At 73.7% G+C, this 12,633-nt stretch carries 11 protein-coding genes; 7 read left to right on the top strand and 4 right to left on the bottom strand.

The genetic code is table 11. The annotated features are described in order from the left end of the window. Positions 1–303: 303 nt before the first annotated feature. The gene (locus ACWGI6_RS29925) at positions 304–1,209 is read right to left on the bottom strand and encodes a DUF3027 domain-containing protein (protein WP_453270456.1); all 906 of its coding nucleotides are present in this window, start codon (positions 1,207–1,209) and stop codon (positions 304–306) included. A gap of 430 nt (positions 1,210–1,639) precedes the next feature. On the opposite strand from ACWGI6_RS29925, the gene ACWGI6_RS29930 reads away from it, so the two are divergent. The 4 genes from ACWGI6_RS29930 to ACWGI6_RS29945 all read left to right on the top strand — a co-directional run bounded on the left by ACWGI6_RS29930 (position 1,640) and on the right by ACWGI6_RS29945 (position 5,247). After that, positions 1,640–3,028, top strand: a complete 1,389-nt coding sequence (locus tag ACWGI6_RS29930; protein WP_453270457.1) for an MFS transporter — start codon at positions 1,640–1,642, stop codon at positions 3,026–3,028. 70 nt (positions 3,029–3,098) lie between these two features. Further along, positions 3,099–3,602, top strand: a complete 504-nt coding sequence (locus tag ACWGI6_RS29935; RefSeq protein WP_453270401.1) for a hypothetical protein — start codon at positions 3,099–3,101, stop codon at positions 3,600–3,602. 17 nt (positions 3,603–3,619) lie between these two features. Then, positions 3,620–4,399, top strand: coding sequence for a futalosine hydrolase (locus tag ACWGI6_RS29940; RefSeq protein ID WP_453270402.1), 780 nt, complete (start codon positions 3,620–3,622; stop codon positions 4,397–4,399). Then, positions 4,396–5,247, top strand: a complete 852-nt coding sequence (locus ACWGI6_RS29945) for a 1,4-dihydroxy-6-naphthoate synthase (RefSeq protein WP_393908521.1) — start codon at positions 4,396–4,398, stop codon at positions 5,245–5,247. The genes ACWGI6_RS29940 and ACWGI6_RS29945 overlap by 4 nt, the downstream gene beginning before the upstream one ends. A 49-nt stretch (positions 5,248–5,296) precedes the next feature. Here ACWGI6_RS29945 and ACWGI6_RS29950 read toward each other — a convergent pair whose 3' ends face one another. Next, positions 5,297–5,680 (bottom strand): cold-shock protein, encoded by a 384-nt coding sequence (locus ACWGI6_RS29950; RefSeq protein ID WP_018089689.1) that lies wholly within the window; start codon positions 5,678–5,680, stop codon positions 5,297–5,299. Between the two features lie 227 nt (positions 5,681–5,907). On the opposite strand from ACWGI6_RS29950, the gene ACWGI6_RS29955 reads away from it, so the two are divergent. Beyond that, positions 5,908–6,168, top strand: coding sequence for a hypothetical protein (locus ACWGI6_RS29955; protein WP_453270403.1), 261 nt, complete (start codon positions 5,908–5,910; stop codon positions 6,166–6,168). On the opposite strand, the gene ACWGI6_RS29960 is transcribed toward ACWGI6_RS29955, so the two are convergent. Next, positions 6,123–6,770: an HAD family hydrolase gene (locus ACWGI6_RS29960; RefSeq protein WP_453270404.1), complete on the bottom strand. Its 648-nt coding sequence runs from the start codon at positions 6,768–6,770 to the stop codon at positions 6,123–6,125. The genes ACWGI6_RS29955 and ACWGI6_RS29960 overlap by 46 nt on opposite strands. Before the next feature lie 58 nt (positions 6,771–6,828). Then, positions 6,829–8,013: a hypothetical protein gene (locus tag ACWGI6_RS29965; RefSeq protein ID WP_453270405.1), complete on the bottom strand. Its 1,185-nt coding sequence runs from the start codon at positions 8,011–8,013 to the stop codon at positions 6,829–6,831. Between the two features lie 176 nt (positions 8,014–8,189). Here ACWGI6_RS29965 and ACWGI6_RS29970 point away from each other — a divergent pair, with 176 nt between their 5' ends. Further along, entirely contained in the window at positions 8,190–10,733 is a 2,544-nt protein-coding gene (locus tag ACWGI6_RS29970) for a helicase-associated domain-containing protein (protein WP_453270406.1), read from the top strand. Positions 10,734–10,962: 229 nt separating this feature from the next. Next, positions 10,963–12,615 carry a DNA repair helicase XPB gene (locus ACWGI6_RS29975; RefSeq protein WP_453270407.1) on the top strand — a complete coding sequence of 551 codons (1,653 nt, stop codon included), beginning with the start codon at positions 10,963–10,965 and terminating at the stop codon, positions 12,613–12,615. The last annotated feature ends 18 nt before the right edge of the window (positions 12,616–12,633 follow it).

A 12,633-nucleotide genomic window follows, 5' to 3' on the forward strand; every position in this document is an offset into this window, starting at 1 on the left:
ACAAGACGGAATAATTTTTCTTGTTCTGTCTGGTGGGTCGGTATTTGTTTATAAGAGCCCCCGGCTGGGGTGGTGTTCGGACGTAAAGCGAAGCAGTCCGCACACCCACCCCCGGAGGCCCGCCACCGGCACCCACCACACAGCAAGAGCGGCCCCCGCCCAACACCGCCACCCCCGCCGAAGGCGACACGCGGCCCCCGCCCAAACACCCCCACCCCCGCCGGAGGCGACCCGCGAAAGACGAGACGCGAAACGGCGCCGCAGAAAACAACGTGGAGCCGGGGGCCCAGCGCGCCGGCGCGCCTAGCTGTGGCCGAGCTCCTCGGCGGGCCCGGTCTCCTCGACCGACCCCCCGTCCCGCTCCGGACGCAGCGACAACGGCTCGACCACCGTCTCGTCGACAACCGGCGCGGCTGGCCGCGGCGGTTTCGGCATGACGGCGGCCTCGGAGTGCGCACCGCACCCGTACGCGAGGGAGACGACCCGCCCGTCCGCCGGGGAGAACTCATTGGCGCAGACGCCGAAGGCCTGGCCCAGGGAGCCGGGGAGCGGGGTGAGGAAGCCGCAGGTCGCGCAGGTGGCGGGGGCCGCCTGGGCCATGGGGGTCTTGGCTCCGAAGGCATCTTCCCAGCGGTCGGCGGCGGAGTGCAGGCCGTAGCGGGACAGCACCCGGGCCCGGCGCATGCCCAGCTCCTCGGCGACCGCCGCGATGCTGCCGCGCTCGGGGGCGGGCTGGATGGCGGGCGAGCCCGGGACGACGTCCGCCTCCTCGGAGTCGGCGACGTCGGCGGCCATGCCCTCGGCGACCGGGGAGTTCGGCGGCGGGGCGTCCTCGCCGGTGAAACCGGGCTCCAGACGCAGGTCATCGGCCTCGGTGGGCAGCAGATCGCCGGGGCCCATGTCGCCGGGACGCAGCCGCTCGCTCCACGGCACCCACTCCGGTGCGAGCAGCGCGTCGGGGCCGGGCAGCAGGACCGTCTCGTCGAGCGTGACGATCTTGGCGCGGGAGGCCCTGGCGACCGTCACGGCCCAGCGCCAGCCCCGGTAGCCGGCTTCGTTGCAGGCGAAGAGGTGGGTGACGACGCGGTCCCCGTCGGCCACCGCATCGAGGTGCTCGCCGACCATGCCGGGCAGTGCGGCCTCCTCCGCCGCCTCCCGGGCAAGGTCGACCGCCTCGGCGCACAGGCGGTCAGGGGTACGGCTTCGCATCGCAGCACTCACAAGAATCGATTCTCTCTTCTACGCCGTCTCACGAGTGCGCCAGCCGTAGCTGTCCTTGTCCTGTCCGGACGACCGGCGGTACCGGGGCGGGCGGAGCGGACCAGGGGACCGCGTCGACGTCCGCGCCCGGTCGTTTCGGTCGAGCGCACCTCTTACGTCCCATTCTGCGGGATCGCGAGGAGGCACGCGGCCAAAAACGACCGCCGGTGGCGCGCTACACACGCTACCCCTTCAACGGTGTACGACCCCTCGGTGGGAGGGCAAATGTCAGCGGCAGCGACTGCGGGCCGCTGCGCCTCGCGCGGGAGCGCGGAGAAAGTGCCCTCTCCTGGGCGAGTTGGGGCACTATGACCACGTGGCTGCCGCAAGGGCGTCGAAGGTGTCGAGGGTGTCCAGGACCTCAGGGAAGTCGTCACAGGTGTCGCGCGCCTCGACGCGAGGCGGGCATGGGGACAACCGGGCCCGCCGGGCGGGCCGGGTCGTCGGCCGTGCGCTGCACAGACCGTTCACCGGCGCGGCGCGGGGGCTGCGGCGTGCCACGCATGCGCACGGCGCGGGCGAGTCGGGTCTGGGCAAGCTGATCGAGCTGCATGCGGTGAACTCCGCCGGCGACGTGATGATCACCATCGCGCTGGCCTCGACGGTGTTCTTCGCGGTGCCGACGGACCAGGCCCGCGGCCGGGTGGCGCTGTATCTGGCGGTGACGATGGCGCCGTTCGCCCTGCTCGCGCCGGTGATCGGGCCGCTGCTGGACCGGGTGCCGCACGGCCGCCGGGCGGCGATGGCGGGCGCGATGCTGGCGCGGGCGGTGCTGGCGCTGACGATGTCGGGGGCGGTGGCGACCGGCGGGCTGCAGCTGTATCCGGCGGCGCTGGGGGTGCTGGTGGCGTCGAAGGCGTACGGCGTGGTCCGCAGCGCGGTGGTGCCGCGGCTGCTGCCACCGCGGATTTCGCTGGTCAAGGCCAACTCGCGAGTGACGCTCGCGGGGCTGCTGGCGACCGGGGTGGCGGCGCCGATGGGTGCCGGACTGCAGCTGCTCGGGCCGGGCTGGCCGCTGTACGGGGCGTGTGTGGTGTTCGCCGCCGGGACCTTCCTGTCATTCTCCCTGCCGCACAAGGTCGACTCCGCGAAGGGCGAGCGCCGGGCCCGGCTGGCGTCCCGGGAGGCATCGGCCCGGTCGGCGGGCGGACAGCGGAAGCCGGGGCTGCGTACGGTCGGGCCGTCGGTGCTGCACGGTCTGCAGGCCAATGCCTGTCTGCGGGCACTCTCCGGGTTCCTGACGTTCTTCCTGGCGTTCATGCTGCGCGAGCATCCGCTGGGCGGGCTGGGCGCGGCGGCCTCGCTGGGGCTGGTGGTGGTGGCGGCCGGTACCGGAAACGCGCTGGGGACGGCGGTCGGCGCCTGGCTGAAGGCCCGCGGGCCGGAGCCGATCATCGCGGCGATGCTGGGGCTGGCGCTGTGCGCGACGGTGCTGGCGGCGGTGTTCTACCCGGTGATGGCGGTGGTCGTGGTGCCCGCGGCGGCGGCCACCGCGGGGCTGTGCCAGGCGCTGGCGAAGCTGTCGCTGGACGCGATGATCCAGCGCGATGTGCCGGAGGAGGTGCGCACCTCCGCGTTCGCCCGGTCCGAGACGGCGCTGCAGATGTCGTGGGTGGTGGGCGGCGCGATCGGGATTTGTCTGCCGCTGATCGGCACGGTGGGGATGGCGGTGGCCTCCGGACTGGTGGCACTGGGCGTGGTGCTGGCCGTACGCGGACTGCTGAGCGCGGCCCGGCGGGGCGCTACATCGACCCCCCGGGTGGCCTGACACCCGACGGGCAACGCGGCACGCCGTACCCGGGCGTGGTGTGAGCTGGGGCGCCAGATAGCCTGCCCGTATGACCGTTGCGTTGATCTCCTGGGGCAAGGGCCGCCGTGCCGCTGCCGCCATCGGTGCCGTGTCCCTGGGTCTCCTCACCCTCTCCGCCTGCGAGAAGCCGACGTCGCTCGCGACCGTGACCGTCGGCTCGACGACGGTGCAGGCCGAGGCGACCCCCGGCTGCGACGGCGACGGCAAGGTTCTCTCCAAGAAGGCCGTCACCTCCTGCATCACCAAGAAGGGCGGCAAGACGATCACCGTCCACCCCGGCGAGAAGGTGCGCGTCGGCGTCGACCCGGAGGTCGCCAAGTCCGGCTGGATCGTCATCGGCGCCGGCCCGGTCATGCGCGAGCCCAGCAAGCAGACGTACCGCAGCTTCGACGCGGACACCCTGTTCATGCAGCAGAACCCGCAGACCGGTCAGACCTCCTACTCCAAGGACGTCACCCTCCAGGTCGCGGAGCTGAGCGGCAGCGACGGTCCCAAGACCCTGTGGCACTTCACCCTGAAGCAGAAGGACTAGGGCGGGAGAGCCGGCCGATGCGGGTCCTGGTCGTCACGGCGGTAGCCGCCGAGCGCGACGCGGTGGCTGCCGCGGCGGGGCCCTGCGACGAGACGGCACTGCCCGGCGGGTACGCGCTGCGCCGTGCGGCGGGTGCGCCGGTGGCGCTCGATGTGCTGGCCGCCGGTGTCGGTCCGGCCGCCGCGGCCGCCGGCACGGCCACCGCGCTGACCGCCGCCACGCTCGCCGGAGCGCCGTACGACCTGGTCGTCTCGGCCGGTATCGGCGGCGGCTTCGCACCCGGCGCACCGCTGGGCTCCGTGGTGGTCGCGGACGCGATCGTCGCGGCCGACCTGGGCGCCGAAACCCCCGACGGCTTCACCCCGGTCACCGAACTCGGCTTCGGGACGGTGGCGCACCGTCCCGACCCGGCGTTGGTCAAGGCCGTCGCCGCGGCGGCCGGTGCGGCGGCAGGCACCGTCGTGACCGTCTCCACCGTCACCGGCAGCGCGGCCCGCACCGCCGAGCTGGCGGTGCGTCACCCGGGCGTGCTGGCCGAGGCGATGGAGGGCTTCGGGGTCGCCGAGGCGGCCGCCGCACACGGTGTGCCGGTGCTGGAGATCCGTACGGTCTCCAACGCCGTCGGCCCCCGCGACCGCGGCGCCTGGCGGATCGGCGCCGCGCTCACCGCCCTGACCGGTGCCTTCCGTACGCTTCCCGGAGCCCTGACGGCCGCCACCGGACCGGCTCCGGACCCTCCCCCACGCTCGACTTCGCTCACGCGGGGGACCCCCACGTCCCTGAGGAGGACCCCGTGACCCGGCCGCTGAACATCGCGTACTCGCCGTGCCCGAACGACACCTTCGTCTTCGATGCGCTGGCGCACGGCCGCGTCCCGGACGCGCCGGAGCTGGCGGTCACCTTCGCCGATATCGACCTCACCAACGGCATGGCCGAGCGCGGTGAGTTCGATGTGCTGAAGGTGTCGTACGCGGTGCTGCCGTGGGTGCTCAAGGACTATGCGCTGCTGCCCTGCGGCGGGGCGCTGGGGCGCGGCTGCGGGCCGCTGGTGCTGACCAGGGAGCAGGGCCCGGCGGCGGATCTGGCGGGCAAGACGGTCGCGGTGCCCAGTGAGCGGTCCACCGCGTATCTGCTGTTCCGGCTGTGGGCGGCGGCCGAGGTGCCGGGCGGGGTCGGGGAGATCGTGGTGCTGCCGTTCCACGAGATCATGCCGGCCGTACGCGACGGCAAGGTCGATGCGGGCCTGGTCATTCACGAGGCGCGCTTCACGTACCAGAACTACGGCCTGGTGTGCCTGGCCGACATGGGCGAGCACTGGGAGCTCACCACCGGCCTGCCGATCCCGCTCGGCGCGATCATCGCCAAGCGGTCGCTGGGCGAACGGGCGTTGCGCGACCTCGCGGCGGCGGTCCGCAGCTCCGTGCTGATGGCCTGGGACGATCCCGAGGCCTCCCGGCCGTACGTCCTGGAGCACGCCCAGGAGATGGATCCGAGGGTCGCCGACCAGCACATCGGGCTGTACGTCAACGAGTTCACCGCCGACCTCGGCGAGGACGGCTATGCCGCGGTGCGCGGGCTGCTCACCCGCGCCGCGGCCGAGGGGCTGGTTCCGCCCCTCGGCCGCGATGCGTTGAGTTTCGTGTGAGGTGTGCCGCGCGTGACGGCTGGTTGCCGCCGCCCACGGGCAGGCGTGCTCAGACGTCCAGTTGGTCGGCGACGGCGCGCAGCATGCCGGCGATCTTCGCGCCGTGCACCTTGTCCGGGTAGCGGCCGCGCTCCAGTTGCTGGGTGACGTTCTCCAGGAGCGTGGTCAGGTCCTGGACGATCGAGGCGAGTTCATCGGGCTTGCGGCGTTGCGCCGCGGCTACCGAGGGTGCGGGGTCGAGGAGCGTCACGGTCAGCGCCTGGTCGCCGCGCTGGCCCGCGACGACGCCGAATTCGACGCGCTGGCCAGGCTTGAGTGCGGCTACGCCGTCGGGCAGCACCGACGAGTGCACGAAGACGTCACCGCCGTCATCGCGGGAGAGAAAGCCGAAGCCCTTCTCACTGTTGAACCACTTGACCTTGCCGGTAGGCACGTCTGTCCTCGTCCTCGTACTCGTTGGAAAAAACTTGGGCCGGGTCTCCTGCGGAAACTGCGGGCTGGGGGTCTCCCGCCCGGCGGAGCCGAGAGCGGAAGAGGGGCTGGAGAGCAGTGCAGCGGGCCGCAGGACCCGCCGTCACCAAGGCTAATGGTCCCAAGGCCGGTGACAAGACGCCGCCGGGTGGATCCTCAGTGCTTCTGGCCCGGACTTACCCTGGTCAGGTGTCTGACGAAACTCCCCAGGCCGGGGATCTGCTGGTCCGAATCGGCGCGATCATGTTCCTAGTTGGCGCAGTGGCCACTCTCGCCACGGTGGCGCCGCTGTTCCTCGGGACCGAACCGCTGCCGTCCGTCTTCTACTGGCTGTGCATGCTGATGGGTCTCGGCTTTCTGATCGCCGCGGCCGGAGTGATCCGTTCCGCCACCGCTCGGCGCCGTCAGGTGGCGGCGCCGTCGCCCCCGTCCGCGCCCTCCGCCACATAGCGCGCCAGCCAGGACGGAAACTCCGTCAGGTCCGCGAGTACCACCTCGGCACCGGCGTTGCGCAACTCCGTGGCATCGCACGGGCCGGTGGCGACCGCGACGGACAACGCGCCCGCGGTGTGCGCCCCCACGACGTCGCCGAGATGATCGCCGACGTAGACCTGGGCGTGGTGCTTGCGCAGCGCCTCGGCCTTGCCCTCCGCCCACAGGGAGCCGCAGAGGGCGTCCACGTCGAGGCCGAGGTGTTCCAGGTGCAGCTTGGCGTTGGGCTCGTACTTCGCCGTCACCACGATCACCCGGCCGCCCGCCGCATGCACCGCGGCGAGGGCCTCACGGGCGCCGGGCAGGGCGGGCGACGCCGCGACCGCGTGCTCCGGATACAGCTCGCGGTAGAGGCCGGCGATCTCCGCCACCCGCTCCTCGGGGAACCACTGGCGGATCTCCTGCTCCAGCGGGGGCCCCAGCCGGGTCACCGCGAGGTCGGCGTCGACGAAGGTGCCGGTCCTGGCCGAGAGCTCCTGATACGCGGCCTTGATGCCGGGGCGGGAGTCGATCAGCGTCATGTCGAGGTCGAAGCCGACCGTGAGGGAGTGCGCAGCCATGCCTGCCATTGTGCCTGCGGCGGCATCCCCGGCCGGAAAGGCCCCTGACCCCGCCCCCTCACCGCGGCACCCGCCGCATCCGCCACACCAGGAACAGCGCCGAGGCGACCGCCGCCACCCGCACCACTCCCGGCAACCCGTCGAGCATCTCCTGCCCCAGCCGCCCCTGTGCGATCGGCTCGCCCCAGCGCCCGTCGAACCGGCCCCACAGCCACACCACCAGAGCGCCGACGACGGTCCCCGGCACGCCGAGCGCCGCGAACTTGGCCTCGGCCCGGCTCAGCCGCCGCGATACGTAGGCGAGCCCCCAGCCGCCCGCCAGCGCGAGCCACGACCCCAGCGCCGCACCGGCCACCAGCAGGACCACGGCCAGCGCCAGCACCGGGCTGAGCGGCGCCCGGACCGGCGCCGCCACGACGTCCTCCCCGGCTTCGGCCGCGGGCGCCGCCCCGGCCCCGCGCCGCCGGCCGAGCACCCGCCGGACCAGCCGTCGCAGTGGACGTGCCGTCGGCGCCGCGCCGCCGTCGTCGGCGCCCGGCTCCTCGTCCTCCTCGGCGCCGTCCTTCTTCAACGAGAGGGGGTCGTTCTTCGGCCGGTCCCATATCTCGGGGATCTCGATCCCGCCGACGAACCCTGGCACGGTCTCCCCCGGCCCGAACGGCGCCGGCTCCACCCGCCACCAGTCGGGCGCGTCACCGGCGTCGCCCAGTTCGTCCGAGCCGGCCAGATGCGGCGGCAGACCGACGGACGGCGCGGTGTCCGGCCCCCCGTCGCGCGGGGCGGGCACCGTGCCGTGCGGGGCGTCCTTGCCGTTCGCGGGCGGCTTGCCCGTCAGCCCGCCGCGCCAGGCGAGACCGGTGAGCTTCTCGCGCGCGGCGGTCCACGGGCGTGGCGGCTCAGCGGGCTGCGACGGCTGCGCGGGCGACCGGCCGACCGGCACGGCGGGCCCCGCTTCGGGGGCGCTCCCGGCATCCGGCCCCTGGCGCGTCGCCGGGCCGCCCCAGGAAGCCCCCGGCACCCGGTCGTCCGTGCTCCCCGCGGCCGCGACCACCGCCTCCGGCGTGCCCAGCCGCGCCAGCAGCCGCTTCACACCGGATACCGAATCTGCTTGCTGTCCGTCTATCTCGGCCCGGAGCCCGGTGACCAGCCGCATCCGCGTGGCGGCGGGCAGTCCCCGCTGCTGGGCCAGGTCGCCCACCCGGCTCAGATAGTCATAGACGAGCTGATCGCTCTCGATCCCCACGAAATCCCCTGCGGCGTCCGCTGGTTGCTGCCCCGACGGTACCGCTTCGGCCGGCCGCCGGGCCGGAGGCCGCGGGGGTCGGGGCGGGGTGGCGCAGGCGTGGCGCGGCGGCGCTCCGTGGACGGCATGCCGCCGCTCGGTCCCCCGTCCCGCCCCACCCCGCTAACGTAGGACGAATGACCGGTACACCCCGCACCCTCGCCGAGGAGCTCAGGACCCGCGCCGACAGCGGGCTGATCGGGCTGCTGCGGGCACGGCCCGACCTGCTCAATCCGGTGCCGGGCGATGTCACCCAGCTCGCCACCCGGGCCGGGACGCGGGCGTCGGTCGTCCGCGCGGTGGAGCGGCTCGACCGGTTCGTGCTGCAGGCCGCCGAGGCGCTGGCGGTGGCGCCCGACCCGTGCCCGTACGACACGCTGGGTGCGCTGATGGCCGGGGACGCCGGGGACGCGGCGGTCGCCGCCGAGCTGCCCCGGGCGGTGGCGGAGCTGCGGGCGCAGGCGCTGGTGTGGGGCCCGGACGACCGGCTGCGGCTGGTGCGTACGGCCCGTGAGCTGCTCAGCCCCAGCGCCACGCATCCGTCGCCGACCGGCCTGGGCCCGACCGTCGCCGAGGCCATGTCCGGTATGTCGCCGGGGCGGCTGCAGGACATCCTCGCCGCGGCCGGACTGCCCGCCACCCACGATCCGGTCACCGCGGCCGCCGCGCTCACCGGGCTCTTCTCCGACCGCGCCCGGATGGCGGCGCTGCTCGACACCGCGCCCGCCGAGTCCGTCGCCGTCCTCGACAAGCTGCTGTGGGGCCCGCCGTACGGCGGGGTCACCGAGCGGCCGGCCCCGCACCTGCTGTGGCTGCTGGACCGGGGCCTGCTGATCCCGGCGGGCGCCCGCAATGTCGTACTGCCGCGGGAAGCGGCGCTCCATCTGCGCGCCGGGCGCGCACATCACACCCCCGAGCCGGTCCCGCCCGCGCTCTCCCCCGCCACGGAACGCGATCCACAGCTTGTGGACAACGCCGCCGCAAGCCAGGCGTTCACCGCGCTGGCGACCGTCGAGGAGCTGCTCAAGGAGTGGGACCTGGGCGGTCCTGCCGTCCTGCGCGCCGGCGGTATGAGCGTGCGCGACCTCAAGCGGACCGCCGCCGCCCTGGACACCACCGAGCAGCTCGCCGCCTTCTGGCTCGAACTCGCCTACGGGGCCGGGCTGATCGCCTCCGACGGCGAGGCCGACGAGCGGTTCGCGGCCACACCGGCCGCCGAGGAGTGGCTGCAGCTGCCCGACCACGAGCGCTGGGCCCAGCTGGCGGCCGGCTGGCTCTCCGCGACCCGCACCCCGGGTGTCGTCGGCACCGCCGACGCCAAGGGCCGCGCACTGGCCGCCCTCGGCCCGCACCTCGACCGCTCCCCGGCCCCCGAGGTCCGCCGCCGCGCCCTCGCCCTCCTCGCCACCCTGCCGCCGGGCGCCTCCGTACCGGCGACGGCGGTCCTGTCCCGGCTGCGGTGGGAGCGTCCGCTGCGCAGCGGCGCGGTCGCCGGCCAGGTTCCGGCACCGGCCGCGGGCCGGGCGCCGGCCGCCGTCGACGGCGCAGCACACCTGCCCGGCCCGGCCGGTTCCGCGCCCGGCGACGACCTCCGCTCGCGCCTCGCCCAAGGGACCCTGACCGAAGCCGAGTTGCTGGGCGTGACCGGCCGTGGCGCACTCTCCACCCACGGCCGCGCCCTGATCGACAGCTCCTCGCAGGCCGCCGCGGCCCCCACCCCCGGGGACACCGACGCCGCCGCGACCCGCGCCGCCGCCCTCCTCGCCCCTCTGCTCCCCGCACCCGTCGACCACGTCCTCCTCCAGGCGGACCTGACCGCCGTCGCCCCCGGGCCGCTGCGCCGCCCGCTCGCCGAGGCGCTCGGCGTACTCGCCGACATCGAGTCCAAGGGCGGTGCGACGGTCTACCGCTTCACCCCCTCCTCGGTACGCCGTGCCCTGGACGCCGGACGCTCCGCCGCCGAGCTGCAGGAATTCCTCACCACCCACTCCCGCACCCCGGTCCCCCAGCCACTCGCCTACCTCATCGACGATGTGGCCCGTAAGCACGGCCGGCTGCGGATCGGCGCGGCCACCGCCTACGTCCGCTGTGACGACGACGCGCTGCTCTCCGAGATCCTCGCCGACCGCCGCGCCGCCCCCCTGCGGCTGCGCCGGCTCGCCCCGACCGTGCTCGCCGCCCAGACCTCCCCCGACCAACTCCTCGACGGGCTCCGGGCGATGGGCTACGCCCCGGCCGCCGAGTCCGCCGCCGGTGACGTCCTGATCGCCCGCGCCGACACCCACCGCACCCCGCCGCGCACCGCGCCCGCCCCGGTGCCGGACGGCCCGCCGTCCCCCGACCCGACCCTGCTCGCCGCGGCGGTCCGTGCCATCCGGGCCGGCGACCTCGCCGCCACCGCGGAACGCAAGCCCGTCCACGCTCCCGCTCCGGCCCCCGGCGCCCTCCCCCGCACCACCTCCTCCGAGACCCTCGCCACCATGCAGGCCGCGGTCCTGACCCACTCCGCGCTGTGGATCGGCTACGTCAACGCCGACGGCGCCGCCAGCCAGCGCGTCATCGCGCCCGTACGCGTCGAAGGCGGCTTTGTGACGGCCTACGACCACACCTCCGACGAGGTCCGTACCTACCCGCTGCACCGGATCACGGGTGTGGCGGAGCTGGCGGACGACTCGGTCTGAGAAGCGGGCCGGTGCGGGACGCCGCTGCCGACCCGGCCGCCGTTGACGCCGGCCGGCGCTCCCCCCTTGTCGCACAAGGGCCCGCCGTCCATCGCTGACGGCCGCCGCGGCAATGCGGCACACTGGACGTTTGGCCGTATGTGCGGTCGATGTCTGCGGTCGTGATCAACGGTCGAGGTCTGCGGCCGGTCCCCGGCGGCCGCCGGCCGGGTAGCGAAAGGCGAGGCGCGTGAACGGACCCCTCATCGTCCAGAGCGACAAGACGCTGCTGCTGGAGGTGGACCATGAGCTGGCGGACGCCTGCCGGCGGGCCATCGCGCCCTTTGCCGAGCTGGAGCGGGCGCCGGAGCACATCCATACCTACCGGGTGACGCCGCTCGGACTGTGGAACGCGCGGGCGGCCGGGCACGACGCCGAGCAGGTCGTCGACGCGCTGGTGCAGTTCTCGCGGTATCCGGTGCCGCATGCGCTGCTCGTCGACATCGCCGAGACGATGTCGCGCTACGGACGCCTCACGCTCGCCAAGCACCCCACCCACGGGCTGGTGCTGACCACCACCGACCGCCCCGTGCTGGAGGAGATCCTCCGGTCGAAGAAGGTGCAGCCGCTGGTCGGCGCGCGGCTGGACCCGGATTCCGTCGTGGTGCACCCGTCGGAGCGCGGGCAGATCAAGCAGACGCTGCTCAAGCTGGGCTGGCCGGCCGAGGACCTGGCCGGCTACGTCGACGGGGAGGCGCACCCGATCGCGCTGGACGAGAACGGCTGGGCGCTGCGGCCGTATCAGCAGCAGGCGGTCGAGGGCTTCTGGCACGGCGGCTCGGGTGTGGTCGTGCTGCCGTGCGGCGCGGGAAAGACGCTGGTCGGGGCGGGTGCGATGGCGCAGGCCCAGGCGACCACGCTGATCCTGGTGACGAATACGGTCTCGGCCCGGCAGTGGAAGCACGAGCTGGTGAAGCGGACCTCGCTGACCGAGGACGAGATCGGCGAGTACAGCGGGACGAAGAAGGAGATCCGGCCGGTCACCATCGCCACGTACCAGGTGCTGACGACCAAGCGGAAGGGCGTCTACCCGCACCTGGAGCTGTTCGACTCCCGGGACTGGGGTCTGGTCATCTATGACGAGGTGCATCTGCTGCCCGCACCGGTCTTCAAGTTCACCGCCGATCTGCAGGCGCGGCGGCGGCTGGGGCTCACCGCGACCCTGGTGCGCGAGGACGGCCGGGAGTCGGACGTCTTCTCGCTCATCGGGCCCAAGCGCTTCGACGCGCCCTGGAAGGAGATCGAGGCACAGGGGTACATCGCCCCAGCGGACTGTGTCGAGGTCCGGGTCAATCTGACCGACTCGGAGCGGCTGGCGTATGCGACGGCCGAGACCGACGAGAAGTACCGCTTCTGTGCGACCACCGCCAGCAAGCAGAAGGTGACCGAGGCGCTGGTCCGCCGGCACCAGGGCGAGCAGACGCTGGTCATCGGGCAGTACATCGACCAGCTGGACGAGCTGGGCGAGCATCTGGACGCGCCGGTGATCAAGGGCGAGACCACCAACGCGCAGCGCGAGAAGCTCTTCGGCGCCTTCCGGGAGGGCGAGATCTCGGTGCTCGTCGTCTCCAAGGTCGCGAACTTCTCCATCGACCTTCCGGAGGCCACGGTCGCGATCCAGGTGTCCGGCACCTTCGGCTCGCGCCAGGAGGAGGCCCAGCGGCTGGGCCGGGTGCTGCGTCCCAAGGCGGACGGGCACGAGGCGCGGTTCTACTCCGTCGTCGCGCGCGACACCATCGACCAGGACTTCGCGGCACACCGCCAGCGCTTCCTGGCCGAGCAGGGCTATGCGTACCGCATCGTGGATGCGGATGAGCTGCTGGCGGCGGACGAGGACGTCTGAGCCGGCGCCCTCGGCGGA

It is taken from the genome of Streptomyces sp. NPDC054786 (assembly GCF_053611685.1).

What these genes read in the sequence shown, in the direction of transcription:
- ACWGI6_RS29925 (WP_453270456.1), bottom strand. Translation starts at nt 1,209, where the DNA reads ATGCGAAGCCGTACCCCTGACCGCCTGTGCGCCGAGGCGGTCGACCTT.
- ACWGI6_RS29935 (WP_453270401.1), top strand. Translation starts at nt 3,099, where the DNA reads ATGACCGTTGCGTTGATCTCCTGGGGCAAGGGCCGCCGTGCCGCTGCC.
- ACWGI6_RS29940 (WP_453270402.1), top strand. Translation starts at nt 3,620, where the DNA reads ATGCGGGTCCTGGTCGTCACGGCGGTAGCCGCCGAGCGCGACGCGGTG.
- ACWGI6_RS29960 (WP_453270404.1), bottom strand. Translation starts at nt 6,770, where the DNA reads ATGGCTGCGCACTCCCTCACGGTCGGCTTCGACCTCGACATGACGCTG.
- ACWGI6_RS29970 (WP_453270406.1), top strand. Translation starts at nt 8,190, where the DNA reads ATGACCGGTACACCCCGCACCCTCGCCGAGGAGCTCAGGACCCGCGCC.